Origin of the sequence: Gluconacetobacter diazotrophicus PA1 5, assembly GCF_000021325.1 — a bacterium.
GTDB lineage: Bacteria > Pseudomonadota > Alphaproteobacteria > Acetobacterales > Acetobacteraceae > Gluconacetobacter > Gluconacetobacter diazotrophicus.
Genome location: NC_011365.1, coordinates 278346 through 298237, shown reverse-complemented (window position 1 = coordinate 298237; position 19892 = coordinate 278346). Strand labels below are relative to the sequence as shown.

16 protein-coding genes are annotated in these 19892 nt (G+C 65.4%); 8 read left to right on the top strand and 8 right to left on the bottom strand.

From position 1 onward, the window contains the following. Positions 1-27: 27 nt before the first annotated feature. The 3 genes from GDIA_RS01375 (at position 28) to GDIA_RS01365 (ending at position 4574) form a co-directional block, all read left to right on the top strand. A complete protein-coding gene (locus GDIA_RS01375; RefSeq protein ID WP_012225744.1) occupies positions 28-1650 on the top strand; it encodes a lysine--tRNA ligase in 1623 nt (540 codons plus the stop codon). 39 nt (positions 1651-1689) lie between these two features. After that, on the top strand, positions 1690-3768 hold the full coding sequence (locus tag GDIA_RS01370) for a lysylphosphatidylglycerol synthase domain-containing protein (protein ID WP_012553044.1): 2079 nt from the start codon (positions 1690-1692) through the stop codon (positions 3766-3768). Between the two features lie 74 nt (positions 3769-3842). Beyond that, positions 3843-4574: a MarC family protein gene (locus GDIA_RS01365; protein WP_012225740.1), complete on the top strand. Its 732-nt coding sequence runs from the start codon at positions 3843-3845 to the stop codon at positions 4572-4574. On the opposite strand, the gene GDIA_RS01360 is transcribed toward GDIA_RS01365, so the two are convergent. The 5 genes from GDIA_RS01360 to thpR all read right to left on the bottom strand — a co-directional run bounded on the left by GDIA_RS01360 (position 4494) and on the right by thpR (position 10583). Next, positions 4494-5165: a uracil-DNA glycosylase family protein gene (locus GDIA_RS01360; RefSeq protein WP_012225739.1), complete on the bottom strand. Its 672-nt coding sequence runs from the start codon at positions 5163-5165 to the stop codon at positions 4494-4496. The two genes, GDIA_RS01365 and GDIA_RS01360, sit on opposite strands and share 81 nt — an antisense overlap. Then, the gene (locus GDIA_RS01355) at positions 5162-5902 is read right to left on the bottom strand and encodes an NAD-dependent deacylase (RefSeq protein ID WP_012553043.1); all 741 of its coding nucleotides are present in this window, start codon (positions 5900-5902) and stop codon (positions 5162-5164) included. The genes GDIA_RS01360 and GDIA_RS01355 overlap by 4 nt, the downstream gene beginning before the upstream one ends. A 125-nt stretch (positions 5903-6027) precedes the next feature. Beyond that, complete coding sequence (locus GDIA_RS01350; protein WP_173363372.1) at positions 6028-7428, bottom strand: cytochrome c; 1401 nt, start codon at positions 7426-7428, stop codon at positions 6028-6030. 57 nt (positions 7429-7485) lie between these two features. Further along, positions 7486-9699 carry a PQQ-dependent dehydrogenase, methanol/ethanol family gene (locus tag GDIA_RS01345; RefSeq protein WP_012553042.1) on the bottom strand — a complete coding sequence of 738 codons (2214 nt, stop codon included), beginning with the start codon at positions 9697-9699 and terminating at the stop codon, positions 7486-7488. A 344-nt stretch (positions 9700-10043) separates the two neighbouring features. After that, positions 10044-10583: an RNA 2',3'-cyclic phosphodiesterase gene (thpR, locus tag GDIA_RS01340; protein ID WP_012225735.1), complete on the bottom strand. Its 540-nt coding sequence runs from the start codon at positions 10581-10583 to the stop codon at positions 10044-10046. Positions 10584-10786: 203 nt separating this feature from the next. Between thpR and GDIA_RS01335 the strand changes: the two genes are divergently transcribed. The 5 genes from GDIA_RS01335 (at position 10787) to cyoD (ending at position 16074) form a co-directional block, all read left to right on the top strand. Continuing rightward, the gene (locus GDIA_RS01335) at positions 10787-11566 is read left to right on the top strand and encodes a Bax inhibitor-1/YccA family protein (RefSeq protein WP_012553041.1); all 780 of its coding nucleotides are present in this window, start codon (positions 10787-10789) and stop codon (positions 11564-11566) included. 647 nt (positions 11567-12213) lie between these two features. Continuing rightward, the gene (gene cyoA / locus GDIA_RS01330; RefSeq protein WP_012553040.1) at positions 12214-13137 is read left to right on the top strand and encodes a ubiquinol oxidase subunit II; all 924 of its coding nucleotides are present in this window, start codon (positions 12214-12216) and stop codon (positions 13135-13137) included. 5 nt (positions 13138-13142) lie between these two features. Continuing rightward, positions 13143-15137: a cytochrome o ubiquinol oxidase subunit I gene (gene cyoB, locus GDIA_RS01325; protein ID WP_012553039.1), complete on the top strand. Its 1995-nt coding sequence runs from the start codon at positions 13143-13145 to the stop codon at positions 15135-15137. Continuing rightward, positions 15137-15742 carry a cytochrome o ubiquinol oxidase subunit III gene (gene cyoC / locus GDIA_RS01320; protein WP_012225729.1) on the top strand — a complete coding sequence of 202 codons (606 nt, stop codon included), beginning with the start codon at positions 15137-15139 and terminating at the stop codon, positions 15740-15742. The genes cyoB and cyoC overlap by 1 nt, the downstream gene beginning before the upstream one ends. After that, positions 15742-16074 (top strand): cytochrome o ubiquinol oxidase subunit IV, encoded by a 333-nt coding sequence (gene cyoD / locus GDIA_RS01315; protein WP_012225728.1) that lies wholly within the window; start codon positions 15742-15744, stop codon positions 16072-16074. Before cyoC ends, cyoD begins: the two co-directional genes overlap by 1 nt. Positions 16075-16266: 192 nt before the next feature. Here the strand turns inward: cyoD and fdxA are convergent, their stop codons facing one another. The 3 genes from fdxA to GDIA_RS01300 all read right to left on the bottom strand — a co-directional run bounded on the left by fdxA (position 16267) and on the right by GDIA_RS01300 (position 19786). After that, positions 16267-16599 carry a ferredoxin FdxA gene (gene fdxA / locus GDIA_RS01310; protein ID WP_012225727.1) on the bottom strand — a complete coding sequence of 111 codons (333 nt, stop codon included), beginning with the start codon at positions 16597-16599 and terminating at the stop codon, positions 16267-16269. A 188-nt stretch (positions 16600-16787) separates the two neighbouring features. After that, positions 16788-17117 (bottom strand): RNA-binding S4 domain-containing protein, encoded by a 330-nt coding sequence (locus GDIA_RS01305; RefSeq protein ID WP_012225726.1) that lies wholly within the window; start codon positions 17115-17117, stop codon positions 16788-16790. Continuing rightward, the gene (locus GDIA_RS01300; RefSeq protein ID WP_012225725.1) at positions 17114-19786 is read right to left on the bottom strand and encodes a helicase-related protein; all 2673 of its coding nucleotides are present in this window, start codon (positions 19784-19786) and stop codon (positions 17114-17116) included. The genes GDIA_RS01305 and GDIA_RS01300 overlap by 4 nt, the downstream gene beginning before the upstream one ends. Between the last annotated feature and the right edge of the window lie 106 nt (positions 19787-19892).

The window sequence follows — 19892 nt, the reverse complement described above, 5'->3', positions numbered from 1 at the left end:
GCTCCAGTTCATAGCTTTTGGCCCATCATGTCCGAACAGAACCGTACCGACCCCGTTTCCCTGCCCAAGGCCTGGCCGTTCGAGGAGGCCGCCAAACTGGCGGCCCACGTCGAAGGGAAGGCCGGCCCGGCGGATGCTCCCGCCCTGCTGGAAACCGGCTATGGGCCCTCCGGCCTGCCGCATATCGGCACGTTCGGCGAGGTCGCGCGCACATCGTGGGTGTGTCAGGCCTATACCCGGCTGACGGGGCGGCCGACGCGGCTGCTGGCCTTTTCCGACGACATGGACGCGCTGCGCAAGGTGCCGGACAACGTGCCCAACGGCGACATGCTGCGCCAGCACCTGGGCAAGCCGCTGTCGCGCATCCCCGACCCGTTCGGCACCCACGAATCGTTCGCCGCCCACAACAATGCCCGGCTGCGTTCGTTCCTGGACGGATTCGGCTTCACGTACGAATTCGCGTCCTCGACCGATTACTACACCGGCGGGCTGTTCGATGCCGCGCTGCGCCGGGTGCTGGAAGTGCACGACGAGATCGTCGCGGTCATCGCCCCGACCCTGGGGCCGGACCGCCGCGCCACCTATTCCCCGGTCCTGCCGATCCATCCGCGCACCGGCATGGTGATGCAGGTGCGCATGGATGCGATCGACCCGGCGGCCGGCACCGTCCGCTGGACCGACGACGACGGCACCGTCTTCGAGACCCCGGTGACCGGCGGCCATGCCAAGATGCAGTGGAAGGCCGACTGGGCCATGCGCTGGTTCGCGCTGGGCGTGGATTACGAAATGTCGGGCAAGGACCTGATCGACAGCGTCAAGCTGTCGGGCAAGATCTGCCGCATCCTGGGTGGCCAGCCGCCCGCCGGCCTGACCTACGAACTCTTCCTGGACGAAAACGGCCAGAAGATTTCCAAGTCCAAGGGCAACGGCATTTCGGTCGAGGAATGGCTGCGCTACGCCCCGCCCGAAAGCCTGGGCCAGTATATGTTCAATGCCCCGCAGAGGGCGAAGCGCCTGTTCTTCGACGTCATCCCCAAGGCGGCCGACGAGTACCTGGCCAATGTCGCGCGTGCGCAGGCGCTGCCGGATAACGATCCCGCGCTGCTGTCCAACCCGGCCTGGTTCATCCATGGCGGCCCGATCGGCGCGGATGCCGGCAGCCCGCTGACATTCGGCATGCTGCTGAACCTGGCCAGCGTCGCGAATGCCGAAACCCCGGACGTGCTGTGGAAATTCATCCGCCGCTATGACGCCGCCGCCTCGCCCGAGACCTGCCAGCTGCTGGCGCGGCTGGTGGACCACGCGATCGTCTATTACGCCGATTTCGTCCGTCCCGCGAAGACCTATCGCCAGCCCGACGCGCGCGAGCGCGCGGCCCTGTCCGACCTGGCGGACAGCCTGCGCGGGCTGGCGGACGGGCCGTCCGACCCCGATACGCTGCAGAACCTGGTGTTCGAGATCGGCAAGCGCCACGGGTTCGAGCCGCTGCGCACCTGGTTCGGCTGCCTGTACGAGGTCCTGCTGGGCCAGACCGAGGGGCCGCGCTTCGGCATCTTCATCGGCCTGTACGGCGTGGCGGAAACGGTGGCGCTGATCGAGGCCGCGCTGCTTCGTCCCTCGGTCGAGGCCCCGGCCGGCGGTGCCGGCTGAGAGCCGCGACATCCCTGTCATGACGTTTCGCAGCCCGTCATGTTCCTGAATCGACAAGACATGCAGGGCGCGCCGCCGCCATCGCCGCCGCCCGGCTGGCGACGCCTGCTGCGGCACGTTCCCCACGTCCTGGGGCTGGGCCTGATGGTCGCCGCGATCATCGTGGTCCAGCACGAGGTCCGGGACCTGCACTGGGACGATATCCGTGCCGCCCTGCGGACGATCCCGACCTCGACCCTGGCGCTGGGGGTGGGCTGCACGGTCCTGTCGTACTTCATCCTGTCCTTCTACGACTGCCTGGCGGTCGTGCAGGTCGGGCGCCGGCTGCCCTTCCGGCGGACGGCGTTCGCCGCGTTCTGTTCCTATGTCCTGTCGCACAATCTGGGGTTTGCCGCGATTTCCGGGGCGGCGGTCCGGTTCCGGCTCTACGGCAACTGGGGGCTCTGCACGTTCGACATCGCGCAGATCATCGCCTTCTGCTCGGTGACCTATCTGCTGGGGGCGGGGACGCTGGTCGGGGCGGTCCTGGTGCTGGAGCCCGATGCGGTTCCCGTGATCGGCGCGCACCTGCCGCGTCTGCTGCTGTCGGGGATCGGGCTTCTGATGTGGGCGGGGGTCGGGGCCTATATCCTGCTGGGGCTGCGCCTGACGCATGTGCGCGTCTGCCGGCATACCGTGGTCCTGCCGCGCCCGGCCATGGCCCTGGCCCAGACGCTGGTCGCGACGGCCGAGGTCGCGGCGACGGCGGGCATCGCCTATATCTTCCTGCCCTCGGGCGTGGGGCTGGGATATGGCGTGTTCCTGGCGATCTACATCGCATCCTATACGGCGGGACTGGTCGCCAGCGTGCCGGGGGGGCTGGGGGTCTTCGACGGGGCGATGATGCTCGCCCTCGGCCCCTATCTGCCGCCGTCGCAGATCATCAGCACCATCCTGATCTTCCGGCTGTTCTATTACATCATCCCGCTGTTCCTGGCCGGCCTGATGTTCGCGGGGCATGAGCTGTTCCTGCGTGGCGACGCCGCCCTGACGCGCAAGACCGTCCCCCGCGCGCCGCGCCGGGGGCCGCGCGACATCCGCCCCAGCCACGTGATCCGTGAAAGCGAGGCCGATTTCTCGGTCGTCGTGGCGACGGGCGCGGTGTCGATCTGCGGTGCGCTGCTGATCGCGCTGACGATCCTGGACCCGGCATCGTGGAGCAATGCGGGCGGCCTGCACCATATGGTCGGCGTCGCGGGCGACTATCTGCTGTCGCTGATCGGCGTGGCGCTGATCGGCCTGGCGATCGGCCTGTCCCAGCGCGTGACGCTGGCGTGGAAGGTGACGCTGGGCCTGCTGATCGGCGCGTCGGCCCTGACGCTGCTGCGGGGGGCATCGCTGGCGGTGCCGGGCATCCTGGCCATGGTGGCGATCCTGATCGCGCCGTTTCGCAGTTCCTACTACCGGCATGCGCGCATCCTCAGCGAACCCCTGGCCTTCCGCACCTTCCTGTCGCTGGTACTGCTGATCGGCTGCGTGCTGGTCCTGGTGTGTTCCGGCCCGCGGGACGAGGTCGGCGGAAGCTGGTGGGAGGTGATGCTGTTCACCTCGGCCCACGGTGTGGCGCAGTGGACGATGGGGCTGGCCGTCGTGCTGGGCCTGATCATGATCGGCCGGCTGGTCCGTCCCGGCCAGATCGCGGTGCTGCCGTGGAACGCCGAGGGGCGGGCTCTCTATCACGCGCTGGACCACGCACTGGACGATCCGGCCCCGATGGCGCCGAGCGGGCTGATTCCCGGCGAATCCGGCATGGCCCTGCTGCCGTTCCTGCGGACGGACGCGTACCTGATCGGGCTGGGCGACCCCGCCGGCGCCTGGGACGATTGCGCCTCGGCCATCTGGTGGCTGCGCGACCTGGCGGTACAGGAGGGCCGCCAGCCGGCTTTCTGGCGGGTGGGCGCGTCGATGCTGGATGTCTACAACGATCTGGGCCTGACCTCCTGGCCGGTGTCCGACATGGACATGGCCCGGACGGACGACGGGGACGACGTGTTCCTGTGCTGCGTTCCCCAGAGCGTGGCCGGCGTGCGTGCCGCCATGCGGACTCTTGCGCCCCCCGCCCCGGCGGACGGGGCTTGACGGGCCCGCGGGCTTCGGAAAAGACGATAGGCTGATCCCGGCCTTACGGGGATCGGCCCTTTGGAAGAACCGCCATGCCCCCAGGCCTTCCCGCCGCCGCGCCCCCGGGATGGGGGTACGACCTGTCGGTGTTCAGCGATACCTTCCTGCTGGCGTTCCCCGCCCTGTTCTCGATCGTGAATCCCATCGGGGCCTCGCTGATCTTCACGCAGGTCACGGCGGGCCGGGCGCGGGCGGAATCCCTGGCGCTGGCACGGACCGTGGCGCTCTATTCCGCCGTCCTGCTGATCGCGTCGATCTGGATAGGCAGCGCCATCCTGGCCTTTTTCGGCATTACCATCGATTCGCTGCGCATTGCCGGCGGGCTGGTGGTCGCGGTGCGCGCCTGGGCGCTGCTGCAGGCGCCGGAGGAAGCGGCCGCGCGCAAGGAGCAGCAGGCATTGCAGGGCGGCCGGACGGTCGCCGTGCCCCGCTGGACGGAAATGGCGTTCTTTCCCATGACCATGCCGTTCACGGTCGGGCCGGGCACCATCTCGGTCGCGATCGCGCTCAGTGCCGGCCGGCCGGCTTCCTCGGGCTGGCTGGTGTTCTATGTCGCGCTGTCACTGGCCGCCATCGTCGTGGCGGGGACGATCTGGCTGGCCTATGCCTATGCCGAACGGCTGATGGCGCTGCTGGGCGTGACCGGCGCGCGGATCGTGTCCCGCCTGGCTGCCCTGATCCTGCTATGCATCGGGGTGCAGATCCTCTCGGCGGGGATCAAGGGACTGGCCCTGACCATCGTCCGGGCCGCCGTCGCGTCCTGACGGCGGGTCGAGCAGCGGCCGGATGGCGGCACGCAGCGCCGGGATCACCTCGGCCGTGAACCACGGATTCCGGCGCTCCCATGCCCCGGTGCGCCAGGACGGGTGGGGCAGGGGAAAATAATGGGGCAGCAGGGCGCGAAAATTCCGCACTCGGTCCTCCACCCGCCCCGGGCCCAGCACGGCCGCCTGGGCATAGGAGCCGACCAGCAGGGTCAGCCGGATGCACGGCATCAGGGCCAGAAGCCGCGCACGCCACAGCGGCGCGCATTCGGGCCGGGGCGGTCGGTCGCCGCCGGCGGGCAGGCGGCCCGGATAGCACAGGCCCATCGGCAGCAGGGCAACGCGGCTGGAATCGTAGAAGGTCGCGCGATCCATCTCCAGCCAGCCACGCAGCCGGTCGCCCGAGGCGTCGTTGAACGATATCCCGGTTTCATGCACCCGCGTACCCGGGGCCTGGCTCGCGATCAGCAGCCGCGCGGTGGACGAAACGTGCAGGATCGGCCGCGGCCCCAGGGGCAGGCTGTCGGCGCAGGCCCGGCAGGCCCGCACCTGACACAACAGCGCGTCCAAATCGTCCTCGTTCCCGGTCATCCGGCCAGGACTTCGTCGACCCAGCGCGGCACCATCCGGGTGGCGGCGCCCACCATGCTGCGCTCGAACGCCGTCGGAACGGCGGGGGCCTCCAGATTGATGTCCAGTGTGTCGGCATGGTCGCGCACCTGCGCCACGAAACCGGCGGCCGGATAGACCGTGCCGGACGTGCCGATGGACACGAAGCGGTCGCATCGGTCCAGCGCGGCCTGAATCCGCTCCATGTGCAGCGGAATTTCGCCGAACCATACGACATCGGGACGCAGCGCCGGGCGATGGCATATCGGGCATGGGGTCTGCGGCAGGCAGTTTTCCTGCCAGTCAGGCGTCGCGCCGCAGGCGGTACAGCGCACGCGCAGCAATTCGCCGTGCATATGCACCACGTTCCGGCTGCCGGCCCGTTCATGCAGATCGTCGATATTCTGCGTGACGATCAGGATCTCGCCGTCCCATTCCCCCGCCCGGGCCGCGTGCTCCAGCCGGGCCAGGGCCAGATGCGCGTCGTTGGGCCGCACGCGCCACAATTCGGCACGCCTGTCGTTATAGAAGCGGTCCACCAGCAACGGGTCGCGGTGAAAGGCGTGGGGCGTGCACACATCCTCGATGGCGTAGCGACTCCAGAGTCCGTCGCCGTCACGGAATGTTTCCAGGCCCGATTCCCGGCTGATGCCGGCGCCGGTCAGGACGACGATACGTTCCCAGGGGCGTTCCAGCGGGCGTTCCAGCGGGCGTTCCATGGGCGATCTCCTCCTCGGCGGGATGGCCCTATTGTGCTCCAGATCGGGCCCATAAGAAAACCGCCGCGGGGTAGGGCCCCGCGGCGGCAAGAAGCGTCTTGTGCTACCCGATGACCGGCGTGGCGTTACTGCGCCTGGTCGACTCCGGAATGGGTCTGCGGGGCGAAGGTCCACCCGGCGCCGTAGGGCTGCGGATGCAGGACCAGCCAGCCGCTGCTGGAGGTGTTCCACCCGCTGCTGGACACCGGCGCGCCCGTATCGCGCATTTTCGCGACGTCAGCCGCCGTCACGCTGGCCGGCGCATGGTTGCCCCAGCCGGTGCGGATGAAGTTGACCACGTCCGCGATCTGCTGCGACGACAGGGTCTTGCCATAGGCCGGCATGGCCACCGCGGACGGCGCCCAGTTGGTCGGCGGCAGGACCCCGCCATTGGTGATGACATTGACCAGCGAGGTCGGGTCGTCGGTCACGACCACCGGATTGCCCGCCAGCGGCGGGAACATGCGGGCCACGCCGCCGCCGTCATTGCGATGGCAGATGGCGCATTCGCGCAGATACACGTCACCACCGGGCGAGGACGCCGTCTTGCCCGAATTCAGCATGTCGGTCGTGGAAGCGTCGTAGGTGTAGGTCCCTTGCGACGCCGGCACGGACGGCAGGCTCTTCAGGTATTTGGCCATGGCCCGCAGGTCGTCGTCGGTGAAATACTGCGTGCTCCACGCCACGACGTCCGCCATGCCGCCGAAGACCGCGGCATGATCGGTACGTCCCGATTTCAGGAAATAGTACACGTCGTCCTCGGACCACCGGCCAATGCCCGTCACGGGATCGTCACGCAGGCTGGGGGCCACCCAGTTGTCGATCGGCGCGCCGCCGGACAGGTAGACCGCACCCCCGCTGGCATCCAGCGCCTTTTCCTCCATGCCGAAGCCGCGCGGCGTATGGCAGGCGCCACAATGGCCCGGACCGGTCACCAGGTATTCACCGCGCGCCACGACGGGGTCCTGTCCCGGCGCCGGCTTGAAGTCCGCCGGTGCGGGCGCGAACAGCGTCCGCCAGATCGACAGGGGCCAGCGCATCGACAGCGGCCAAGAGATATCGGCCGGGCGATCGGGATTCGCGACCGGCTTCACGCCGTGCATCAGGTAGGCGTAGAGCGCCCGCAGGTCGTCCTGCGTCATGCGCGAGAACGCGGGATAGGGCATTGCCGGATACAGCGTCGTCCCGTCCTTTCTCACGCCGTGCCGTACGGCCTGCTCGAAATCCTCGAAACTGTACTGGCCGATGCCATAGGTCGGATCGGGCGTGATGTTCGTCGAATAGATCGTGCCGATCGGGCTCTTGATCTGCAGGCCACCCGCATAGGCCTGTCCGTGCAGGGCAGTGTGGCAGGCGGCGCAGTCGCCCAGCCGCGCCACGTAGGCGCCCTTGTCGATCAGCGCCTGGTCGGGCGCCTGTGCCATTGCGCTCGTGGCCAGCAGACTGAACGCCGCCGTGCCGATCGCAACCTTAAGCCTGTTGAGCATTCTGTTCACCATGCGTCGTGTTGATGCGGAAAATCCGAAAAACCGTAGGGAAAGACGTCACTGTGCGGGTATGCCGTCCACGTTCTTCCGGGCATCAACCTCCCTCTGGTAGGTGTCGTTGGAACGCTTGATCAGGAATTGCCGGATGTCCTCGATCTGCTCCGGCTTCATCGAGGCATCGAACCGATCCATGCCGTATGCCGTCAGGGCGCCGCGGCCGACCACGTTATAGAACGCGTCCTGATGGCGGATCGCGCCGGACCAGCGCAGGTCGGGCAGCACGCCGCCGGCCTCGGCATTGTCGCCATGGCAGGCCGCGCAGAAGGTCTGGAACTCGAAATACCCGTTGTCGGTCCGCTTGCCGTCGAACTGGGCGGGCGGCTTGACGGGCAGGAAGCCCTTGTCGTTCTGCGGCGGCAACTTGGCCGCGCCGTCGAGCGAGAAGGCGATGACGCGCGAATGGTTGACGGTCCAGCCGCTGGTCCGCGCCAGGCCACCCAGGAAGAACGGATAGATGCCGCCCCATCCGACCTCGACCGCGACATACTGCTTGCCGTTGGCCATGTAGGTGACCGGCGGGGCGATGATGCCGCTCTGCGCCGCGAAGTGGAACAGGTCGGCGCCGTTGGTGGCGTCGTAGGCATGGAATTCGCCGTTCGCCAGGCCCTGGAACAGCAGGTCGCCGCCGGTGGCCACGATACCGCCATTCCACGGGCCTTTGTGGTCGACGCGGAACGCTTCCTGCTGCTTCACCGGGTCCCAGGCGACGATCCAGCCCTTCAGGTCCTTGATGAAGGCCTGCTTGGCCTCGGGCGAATCCATGACGCCGACCTTGTTCATGTCGAGGCCGAGATTCCAGCTGTCCGGATGCGGCTTGAAGCCGCCGACCTGGCTCGTATACAGGAATGGCACCTGCTGGGCCGGGATATAGACCAGTCCGGTCCGGGGGCTGAAGGCCATGGCCGCGAAATTGTGGCCGCCCAGATCGCCCGGGATGCCGTACCATTCCTTGCCGTTCAGGGTATAGAGCGCATCCGGGTTATAGATCGGACGGCCGGTCTTCGGGTCCAGGCCGCTGGCCCAGTTCACGTAGACATAGTTCTTGCCCGACAGGAATTCGCCGGTCTTGGCGTCGATGATGTAGAAGAAGCCGTTCTTCGGCGCATGGACGATGACATGCCGCGTCTGCCCGTTGATGGGCAGATCCAGCGTCATGATCTGCTGGACCGAGGTATAGTCCCACTGGTCCATCGGCGTTTCCTGGAAATGCCAGACATATTCGCCGGTTTCGGGCTTGAGCGCGACGATGCTGCCCAGGAACAGGTTATCGCCCTTGCCGTCGGAACGGAACTTGTAGTTCCAGGGCGACCCGTTGCCCACGCCCAGATAGACCAGATCGGTCACGGGGTCATAGACGATCGAATCCCATACCGTGCCGCCGCCGCCCTGGGTCGTCCATGCGCCGGTCGGGCTCCAGGTCGGGTACGCCTTGCTCATCAGGACAGCGTCGGACGGCGCGTTGTCCGGCTTGTTCTGCGCATTCGGCACCGTGTAGAAGCGCCAGTCCAGCTTGCCGGTCTCGGCGTCGAAGGCCGAAACGAAGCCGCGCGCGCCGAATTCCGATCCACCATTGCCGATGATGACCCGGCCCTTGGCGATACGCGGCGCGCCGTCCACGGTGTAGGAACGCTGGTGGCCCAGGGCCGCGTCGGCGGGGATGGTGTTCACGCTCCAGACCAGCTTGCCGGTCTTGGCGTCCAGCGCGATCAGCCTTCCGTCGAACGTGCCGAAATAGACCTTGCCGTTCCAGTAGGCCGCACCGCGATTGACGGTGTCACAGCATCCCTTGTCGGCGATATTGCCGGGCACGCGGGGGTCGTACGCCCACAGCAGCTTGCCCGTGGCCGCGTCCAGGGCCTTCATCTTGCTCCAGTTCGTGGTGGCGTACATCACGCCATCGACGATCAGCGGCGTGCCTTCCTGCCCACGGTTGGTGTCCAGGTCGTAATACCAGGCCAGCTTCAGGTTGCCGACATTGGACCGGTTGATCTGGTCCAGCGGGCTATAACGCTGCTCGGAATAGGTGCGGCCGTAGGTCAGCCAGTCGCCGGGATGGTCGTCCGCATGGATAATTGCTTCACCCGTCGCGCCGAATTCGGATTCGGCGGCACTGGTCGCCGCCGTATATCCAAAGAATGTCGCGGCGCATATCGTTCCGACGGCAAGCGTTCCGCGGAGAGAACGTCTTTTCCCGTAAACGGCTCGCATCATGTCCGATGTCCTCGTGACAAAAGAAAAAACCGGATGAATCCGGGTCCGGACCGCAGACGGTCCGTTCGATGCGAACATAATGTGACTGTTGTGACAGTCTTCTGACGATTTAGTGTTCTGCATCGCCTCATTCGTGAGGACCGACGGCGGAACTTGCAGTATGCCCGTATTCGGGCGAGCAGAGGGCAGAGGAGATTTTGGCTGTTTTCCGCCGATTTCAGGCTGAAAAGCGGGGCGCCGGCATGGGGACGTGAAGTCTGGCTGCGTTATGAATAATTATCCATGTTATGATAAATATGCATCCATCGCATGCATTCGGATACCGTCATCGCCATGCCGAATCGCTACCCGAGAGGATATTCGGCCAGCGGGTCGTACAGGGGCTGATCCGGGCCACGTAACGAACGGAACAGGGTGAAATGCGTGGCGTCCGCCGGGGGCGGGGGAACGGTGCCCCACTGGGTCAGCCACGCCGACATCACGGGCGGCGGCGGGCGGGCGACCGAACCGATGGTGACATGGGGCAGGAAACGCCGCCGCTCGACCTGCAGGCCGGCCGCGCGGCGTATCGCGGTATCGACCTTGCGTTGCAGATGCATCAGCGGATCGCTTCGCGCGACCCCGATCCATAGCCGGTCTAGGCCGCCCTCCTGCTCGAACACGCCCGGCCCCTGGGGGGACAGGGTGCAGGTCGGGGCGCGAATCGCCATCAGGGCGTGATGGATGTCCTCCTGCCGGGCGCGGTCCCGCACGTCCCCGATGAAGCGCAAGGTCAGGTGATAGGACAGCGGATCGGTCCACCGGACGCCTGCCAGGCTGCCGCGCAGGCTGGCAATGGCGTCGCGCAGCGGCGGCACGATCTCGATGGCCACGAACAGTCTCATCTGCCTTCTCCGGCGTTCTTTCCGATCCGGGACGGGAAAGTTTCCACCGGCCGCCGCGGAGTCTATAATGAATAGGGTAGGGCGGTCGTCGTATGTTTATAAATTGTAATTCGGCCGTGGAAGGATTCTCCTTGAATCGGAGCGGCCGCCCCCCACATCAGCCAAGTGATAGTCCGGAATTATCCGGACCAAGGAAGGATGTCATGGCTTTCAGCCCGGATTTTCGAACAATGACCCGACCCGCCGGTGCGGGAACCGACGCCGGGGCGATCGATCAGGGACTGCGCGCCTATATGCTCCGGGTCTATAACTGGATGGCGTCAGGGTTGGTGCTGACCGGCACCGTGGCGTACCTGGTGGCCAATACCAGCCTGCGCGCCGCGTTCTTCGCCGCCGTCATGACGCCGTCGGGTGTCGCCGTGCGGCCGACCGGCCTGGGCATGCTGGCGATGATCGCGCCGCTGGGCTTCGTGCTGGTCATGTCGCTGGGGGTGAACCGGCTGTCCCGGCAGGCGGTGCAGGCGCTGTTCTGGCTGTTCTGCGCCGTGATGGGCGCCAGCCTGTCCAGCATCCTGCTGACCTTCACCGGGGTGTCGGTGGTCCGCGTATTCTTCGTGACGGCGGGGACGTTCTCGGCCATGTCGATCTGGGGCTACGTTACCCGGACCGACCTGACGCGGTTCGGCTCGTTCCTGCTCATGGGCCTGTTCGGGCTGGTGATCGCGGGGCTGGTCAACATGTTCCTGCACAGCTCGGCCCTCTATATGCTGTACAGCGTCGTCGGCGTCTTCATCTTCGTCGGCCTGGCGGCCTTCGACACCCAGCGCATCAAGATGACCTACCAGCAGTTCGCCTATTACGAAGGCCCCGAAGGCGCGGCGAAGCGCTCGGTCTATGACGCGCTGACCCTTTACCTGAACTTTATCAACCTGTTCCAGTTCCTGCTGCAGTTCATGGGCGTGCGCAGCAATCAGGATAACTGACGCGACCCCATGGGCCCCGTGGTCCCGGAATCCTGCAAGCCCCGCCATCCGGCGGGGCTTTTTTTGTGCATCGCCCTGGCCCGGGAAAGAGATGCAGGCAAAAACGCCTTGGGAATTTGCCAAAAATAAGACTTATTCTGCCTCGGAAAGAGTTCGATGACGGCGATGTGAACTCTCCGACATGCGAGGATCTTGTTGAAATCATGGGACTTAATCCCAGGCATTTCGTTGACTCGTAATAATATGAAACATTATGTGAAGTCTTGCTTGTCAGGTCCTTCCGGTCGGATAAGGCAGATAGAGAACTGTACGAAAGGGTATCTGCGCAGATAGGACGCTTCTGGACACTAGGCGGCACGAGGGTATCCGTCTCTGCCCGATCCGGCGGAGGAGGGCATCGCCGATCGGAATCCTTGATCGAGATCATGGTCGAATGGCCGGGGTAAACTCATGAGGGAGACGATCCGACGAAGACCTCCTATTCGAATCAGGGGGGTGGACGAAGGCTTGATGTCACTTGAAGTGAAGAACGGTGGGATGCCTGATCGGGTTCCGCAGTAAACATGAAACGTGACCGTTGTTGTTTTAAGCCCGTGGACGAAGCGAGCATGTGAGCAAGGGTGATGTCGAAACCAACGAGGCGTGAGATGAAGAAAAAAATCTTGCCAAGATTATCGAATTTATTGTGTTTGTCCTCAGCGTTCCTCTTGGCGGGATGTGACTGGGTGACCCTCAACCCCAAGGGCGTCATCGGTGTTCAGGAAAAGAGCCTGATCCTGAGCGCGACCTACGCGATGCTGCTGGTCGTCGTGCCGGTCATCGTCCTGACGCTGCTGTTCGCGTGGCAGTACCGCCAGTCGAACACGAGCGCCGAATATCTTCCGAAATGGGCGCATTCCAACAAGATCGAGGTCGTGATCTGGCTCGTGCCCAGCCTGATCATCCTGTTCCTGGCGGTCCTGACCTATCAGACCTGCCATTCGCTCGACCCCTATCGCCCGATCGATGACGAAACGAACGTGAAGCCGATTCATGTCGATGTCGTCGCCCTGGACTGGAAGTGGCTGTTCATCTACCCCGACGAGGGGATCGCCACCGTCAACCAGATGGCCTTCCCGGTGAATACGCCGGTCGATTTCCGGATCACCTCTGATTCGGTCATGAACTCGTTCTTCATTCCGCAGCTCGGCTCGCAGGTCTACGCCATGGCCGGCATGCGCACGCAGCTTCACCTGATTGCCAACGAAGCCGGCAACTACCTGGGTGAATCGGCCAACTTCAGCGGCCGCGGCTTCTCGGACATGCAGTTCCGCGCGCTGGCGATGAGCAACGACGACTACAACGCCTGGGTCCAGAAGGTTAAGGCGTCCTCCGAACAGCTCGACGGTTCGAACTATCCCAAGCTGGCGGCGCCCAGCGAGAAGAACCCGGTCGAGTATTTCTCGCACGTTTCATCCAGCTTCTTCGATGGGATCGTGGCCAAGTACAACAACGGCATGATCATGGATGAGGGCACGGGCAAGTTGAAGCCGGTGCAGTCCGCAATGTCCGACATGAATATGAAGGAATAGGACAGATGTTAGGAAAATTAAGCTGGTCGGACATCCCGTTCGATGTGCCGATTCTTGTTGGAACCTTCGCCGGCGTCGCGATCGTCGGGCTGGCCGTCCTTGGCCTGATCACCTATTACGGCAAGTGGGGCTATCTCTGGAAAGAGTGGCTCACCTCGGTCGATCACAAGCGTCTCGGCGTGATGTATATCGTCTTGGCCCTGCTCGCCCTTGCCCGCGGCTTCGCGGACGCCGTCATGATGCGCTCGCAGCTCGCGCTGGCCTATGCCGGCAATCCGGGCTACCTGCCGCCGCACCATTACGACCAGATCTTCTCGGCCCACGGCACCATCATGATCTTCTTCATGGCGATGGCGTTCATGAGCGGACTGATGAACGTGATCGTGCCGCTGCAGATCGGTGCCCGCGACGTGGCCTTCCCGTTCGTGAACTCGGTCAGCTTCTGGATGACGACGATCAGCTTCGTCCTGATCAACATCTCGCTGTTCATCGGCGAGTTCTCGCAGTGCGGCTGGCTGGCGTATCCGCCCCTGTCGGAACTGCAGTTCAGCCCCGGCGTCGGCGTCGACTACTACATCTGGGCCGTGCAGCTTTCGGGTGTCGGCACGCTGCTGACGGGCATCAACTTCTTCACGACCATCGTGAAGATGCGCGCCCCCGGCATGACCTTCATGAAGATGCCGGTGTTCACCTGGACCATCCTCTGCAACACCGTGCTGATCATGGTGGCGTTCCCGTTCCTGACGGTGGCCCTGGCTCTGCTGGGTCTGGACCGTTATTTCGGGATGCACTTCTTCACCAATGACGGTGGCGGCAACCAGATGCTGTACCTCAACCTGATCTGGGCGTGGGGTCATCCGGAAGTCTACATCCTGGTCCTGCCGGCCTTCGGCGCGTTCTCGGAAATCACGCAGACCTTCTCGCGCAAGCCGCTGTTCGGCTACAACACCATGGTCTACGCGACCTGCTCGATCATGGGCCTGTCGCTGGTGGTATGGGCGCATCACTTCTTCACCATGGGCGCCGGCGCCAACGTCAACGCGTTCTTCGGCATCATGACGATGATCATCGCGATCCCGACGGGCGTGAAGATCTTCAACTGGCTGTTCACCATCTACAAGGGCCGTGTTGAGTTCAACGGCATCATGTACTGGGTGATCGGCTTCATGGTCACCTTCTCCATCGGTGGCATGACCGGCGTCATGCTGGCCATCCCGGCCGCCGACTTCGTCCTGCACAACAGCCTGTTCGTCATCGCCCACTTCCACAACGTCATCATCGGCGGTGTGTATTTCGGTTATGTCGCCGCGATGGCTTTCTGGTGGCCGAAGGCTTTCGGCTTCAAGATGAACGAAGCCTGGGGCAAGCGTGCCTTCTGGTGCTGGCTCGTGGGTTTCTACATGGCGTTCATGCCGCTCTATGTCCTGGGTTTCGAGGGCATGACGCGTCGCATGAACCACTATGACAACCCGGCCTGGCATCCGTGGATGGTGATGGCCTCGATCGGCGCCGCGATCGTCGCGCTGGGCGTGGTCTGCCAGCTGACCCAGATCTATGTCTCGATCCGTGACCGCAACCTGCCGGAAAGCCGTGACCTGACGGGCGATCCGTGGAATGCGCGCACGCTGGAATGGTCCACCTCGTCCCCGCCGCCGTTCTACAACTTCGCGGTTGTGCCCACGGTGCACGAGCTGGATGCCTTCGCCCACGACAAGGAAGCCGGCATCGACACCCGTTCGGCCGGTGCGACCTATCAGCCGATCCACATGCCGAAGAACACGTCGGCTGGCTTCTTCATCGGTGTGTTCAGCCTGATCCTCGGCTTCGCCGCGGTCTGGTACATCTGGTGGCTCGCGGCTGTCGGCCTGCTCGGTGTCATTGGGACCCTGATCGCGCGGAGCAGCAACAACGACGTCGACTACTACGTGCCGGCGGCCGAAGTTGCCCGTATCGAGAACGAGCATACCCGTAACCTCTTGGCAGCACAGGCGGCGGAATAATGGCGCACGATATAACTGCTGACGCGGCCCACGCCCACGAGGAACACCACGAATCTCCGGTGGTGTTCGGGTTCTGGCTGTATCTGATGACGGACTGCCTCATCTTCGGCACACTGTTCGCAGTGTTCGCGGTGATGCGCACCCAGTTTGCCGGTGGTCCCACCGGCAAGGACCTCTTCGAGCTGAATGGCGTCGGGATTGAAACGGCGCTTCTGCTGGTCAGCTCGATCACCTATGGCTTTGCCATGATCAACGCCCACAAGAACAAGCTGGGCGCGATGCGAGGATGGCTGGTCCTGACCTTCCTGATGGGTCTGGGGTTCCTGTTCATGGAAATCCGCGAATTCTCGCATATGGTGGCTGAAGGCAACGGCCCGGATCGCAGCGCGTTCCTGTCGTCCTTCTTCACCCTGGTGGGAACGCACGGCCTGCACGTGACCTGCGGCCTGCTGTGGATGGCGGTCCTGATGGTCCAGTCGATGGGCCAGACCGTCCTGTCCGAGCGGATGATGAACAAGCTGACCTGCCTCAGCCTGTTCTGGCACTTTCTGGACATCGTCTGGATCTGTGTCTTCACCTTTGTCTATCTGATGAGTGTGATCTGATGGCTGACGCGCACACTGCCCATTCGGGCTCGAGCCACGGAAGCGTAGGGTCTTACCTTACCGGGTTCGTGATTTCCGTCGTGCTGACGGCGGCGGCCTTCGGCGTCGTCATGGCGCACAGCTTCTCGCCGTCCGGCACGATTGCCGCCATCGCCATCCTGGCGGCGGTGCAGGTCGTGGTTCATCTGGTGTTCTTCCTCCACATGAACACGTCGTCCGAGCAGCGTTGGAACGTGATGGCCTTCGTCTTCACGGTTACGGCGGTGCTGATCCTGATCGTCGGCACCGTGTTCATCATGCACGACACCGCGATCAACATGATGTCGCGGTAACAGCCATCATCCAGGTGCCCCCGGGCACCTGGGTCCTGGACTGTCCGCATGGAGAGCGTGACCGGGTTTCGGCCCGGTCACGTTTTTCATTGAAAAAGGCCGGTGAGGAGAAATCCTCACCGGCCTTTTCATGTGTCCGGGGCGGGCCCTGTGCCCCGCCGGGTATTATCCCGACGGGGTGTCGTCTTCTGCTCAGTCCTTGTGCGGCTCGGGGGACAGCAGGTCCTTCTTGCCCGGCTTGTCCTTCCATTCCTCGGCATCGGCCGGGGCGGTACCCTTGCGGGTGATGTTGGGCCATTTGGCGGAATAGGATGCGTTGATCTCGGCCCAGGCCGCGGCGCGGTCGTCGCTGTCGGGGACGATGGCTTCCGCCGGGCATTCAGGCTCACACACGCCGCAATCGATGCACTCATCGGGGTTGATGACCAGGAAATTTTCGCCGGCATAGAAGCAGTCGACCGGGCACACCTCGACACAGTCCATGAATTTGCAGCGGATGCAGTTTTCGGTGACCACGTAGGTCATCGCTCGTCTCCGATTATCTGATGCTGGGGATGGCATCGCCTGTTGATGACATCGGACCAGCCTGGGGCCGGCGAGGGGCCGTTTGCGGGTCCTCGCCTACGATGCGGGCAGGTATGAAAGCCTTTTGGCGCCATGGCAAGTCAAAGGGCGAGCCAAAGACGACCTGGATGGCGGGCCCGCTTATGGCACTATCCAGCCTCTGCCTGCTCGGGCACTATATCATAGAGCAGGCGGGCAAGCGTGGCCGATCCGCGTCGCGGTACCAGGCCCAGGACCCGCACGACCATCACGCCATGATCCCCCGCTCCCGGCAGGGTCAGGACGTCCCCCCGCCGCACCAGGGCGTGGGCTTTCTCGGTTCGCTGGCGGTTGATGCGTACCAGCCCATCCTGCGCCATGCGGGCGCAATCGGGGCGATGTCGCGCGAACCGGGCGCACCACAGCCACAAATCCAGCCGCTGCGCCGCGATCGCGGCGTCATCCGCCCCGCTGGCGGCTGGGTGGCGGTCTTCCTTCATGACCGGCGCTGTTTCAGCACCGCCAGTGCGGCGAAAGGGCCGTCCGGGACATGCGTCGCCGGCCGGCGCTCGCCGCCGGGCCGGGGCGCGGGGCGGGATCGATCCGCCACCGCGAATCCGGTGGCGGGCCCGGCGGGACGGTCCATTTCGACCGGGACGGGGCGTGTGCGCTGTTGCTGTTGCCGCTGGCGCCGTCGCGCGTCCTGGGTGACGGCCAGCATCGGCGGCGCGACGGGGCCGTATTCGCTGTCCTTCAGCGGGCGGGCCGCGCGGACGGGAATATCCAGCGCCTTCAGGATCGCGGCCACGGCCTCGGGCCGGACGCCCAGGCGCGACGACAGGCCGTCGGGCAGCGGGACCGGGCCGTTGCGCGCCCGCCAGCGCAATTCGGCGGACATCTTTTCGGCAATGTCCAGGCGCAGCCGCACCGGCCCCGCCACGATCCAGCCCAGCGGCGCCAGCAACAGGTCGCGCGGGTCGTCCACCGGCACCGACACCGCGCCAGCGGACGGGATGGCCGGGATCGGCCGGCCGGCGCGCACGGCCAGCAGGATAGCGCGCAGGCGCATGGCATGGGGGCGCAGCAGCGCGGGCATCAGCACCGCGTGCCGCCCGACCCGTACCCCCAGCGTCTTCAGCCGGGCCCGCAACACCGGGGACAGGGGGCCGACGTCCGCGACCACGCCGCCCTGTTCCATCAGGCGATGCATGACGCCGCGCAGCGCCGGGTCCTGCTCGACGGCGGCGCGTGCGGCGAACAGGGGTGCCATGACGTCCTGCACCTGGCGGTCCAACCAGGCGGCCAGGCGCGCGCGGACGCGTTCGCGCTGGACACCGTCCAGGAAGGCATTGTCCAGCACCTCGATCCGCGGGCGCAGCATGTCCTCGCCGCCGCGCAGCCGCGCAATGGGGGCATCGTCCCAGACCAGGAACCGCCCGTCGGCCGAAAAATCGAACTCGCCGTCATCCGCCGCCGTCAGGACGCGGACGCGACGGGGTATTTCGGACCGCAGGGCCCGGCGCGCGGCGCGCAGCAGCAGCCGCCGGTCCGGATGATCGCAGTCCGGGTCGGGCAGCAGGTCCAGGCCGGCGACGCGCCCCACCGGGTGGCCCTCGACCACGACCTCGCCTCGGCTGGTGACGGCGGACAGCAACTCGTCATCGCCCGACGATTCGTCCAGGCGGCGGATCAGCGATGCCGCCCGCCGGTCCACGAAGCGCGCCGTCAGCCGTTCATGCAGCGCGTCCGACAACTGGTCCTCGACCACGCGCGCACGCTCCTGCCAGCGCGCGGCATCGCGCACCCAGTCGCGGCGCGCGGCGATGTAGGAACAGACGCGAATGCCCGACAGGCGGTGCATCAGCGAATCGATATCGCCTTCGGGGCGGGCAAAGGCCGCGATCTGCGACTCCATCCAGGCCTCGGGAACATGTCCGTCGCGGATGACATGGGTGAAGATTCGGGCGCACAGCCTGGTGTGCGTCTCATCGCCAAGCTTGCGGAAATCCGGGATCTGGCAGGCGTCCCACAGCAGCCGTGTGGCGCGCGAGGACCGGACCAGCGCCCGGATGTCCGGCACCGACGCCAGGCTGGACAGGGTCATCACGTCCGATGCCTCATTGCCCGCCGTCAGGCCATGGGTCGGCGGGGGGCGGTTCAGGCTGGCCAGCAGCGCGTCGGGGCCGGCGAAATCCAGGTCGCTGTTCCGCCAGAACAGCCGCTCGATCGGGTCGAAACGATGGGTCTCCACCGCTTCGGCAATCTCGTCCGGCAGGGCGGGGCAGGTGCCCGTGGTGCCGAACGTGCCGTCGCGCATGCCCCGTCCGGCCCGCCCCGCGATCTGCGCGATTTCCGCCGGCGACAGCGGGCGGGCGCGGGCGCCGTCGAATTTCGACAGGCCGGCGAACGCCACATGGTTGACGTCCATGTTCAGCCCCATGCCGATCGCGTCCGTCGCCACCAGGTAATCGACCTCGCGATCCTGGTACAGCGCCACCTGCGCGTTGCGGGTGCGGGGCGACAACTGGCCCATGACCACCGCGCATCCGCCCCGGCGGCGGCGGATCAGTTCCGCAATGGCATACACTTCGGTTGCCGAGAACGCGACGATGGCCGATCGCGGCGGCAGGCGTGTCAGCTTGCTTCCGCCCAGATGGGTCAACTGGGACAGGCGCGGGCGGCTTTCGATTTCCACCCCCGGCACCAGCCGGCGCAGCAGGGGGCGAATCGTTTCCGCGCCCAGGAACATCGTTTCGACGAGTCCGCGGGCGTGCAGCAGCCGGTCGGTGAAGACATGCCCCCGATCGGGATCGGCGCAGAGCTGGATTTCATCGACCGCGACGAATTCCGCCATCTGGTCCAGGGGCATGGCCTCGACGGTACAGGAAAACCAGCGGGCGTTCGGCGGGACGATCTTTTCCTCGCCCGTGATCAGCGCGACGGAGGCGGCCCCCTTGGCGGCGACCATGCGTTCGTAATTCTCGCGCGCCAGCAGCCGGAGCGGAAAGCCGATGATGCCGCTGGAATGCGCCAGCAGGCGTTCGATGGCGAGGTGGGTCTTCCCTGTATTGGTCGGACCGAGAATCGCCCTGACACGCTGGGCGGTCATGGGGTTGGAGGAGCGTCGCACGGCGCGAAGGGGGCCAGCCCCCGAGGGTACACCCAGCATGGGTACATGCTCAGATGGCGCCGGACGGATTGCAAGCAAAACCCGCATGGGAAACGTGGAATTGCGCGCCGGCGGTTGCGTTGCCGCCGCCAGGGACGCACGCTGG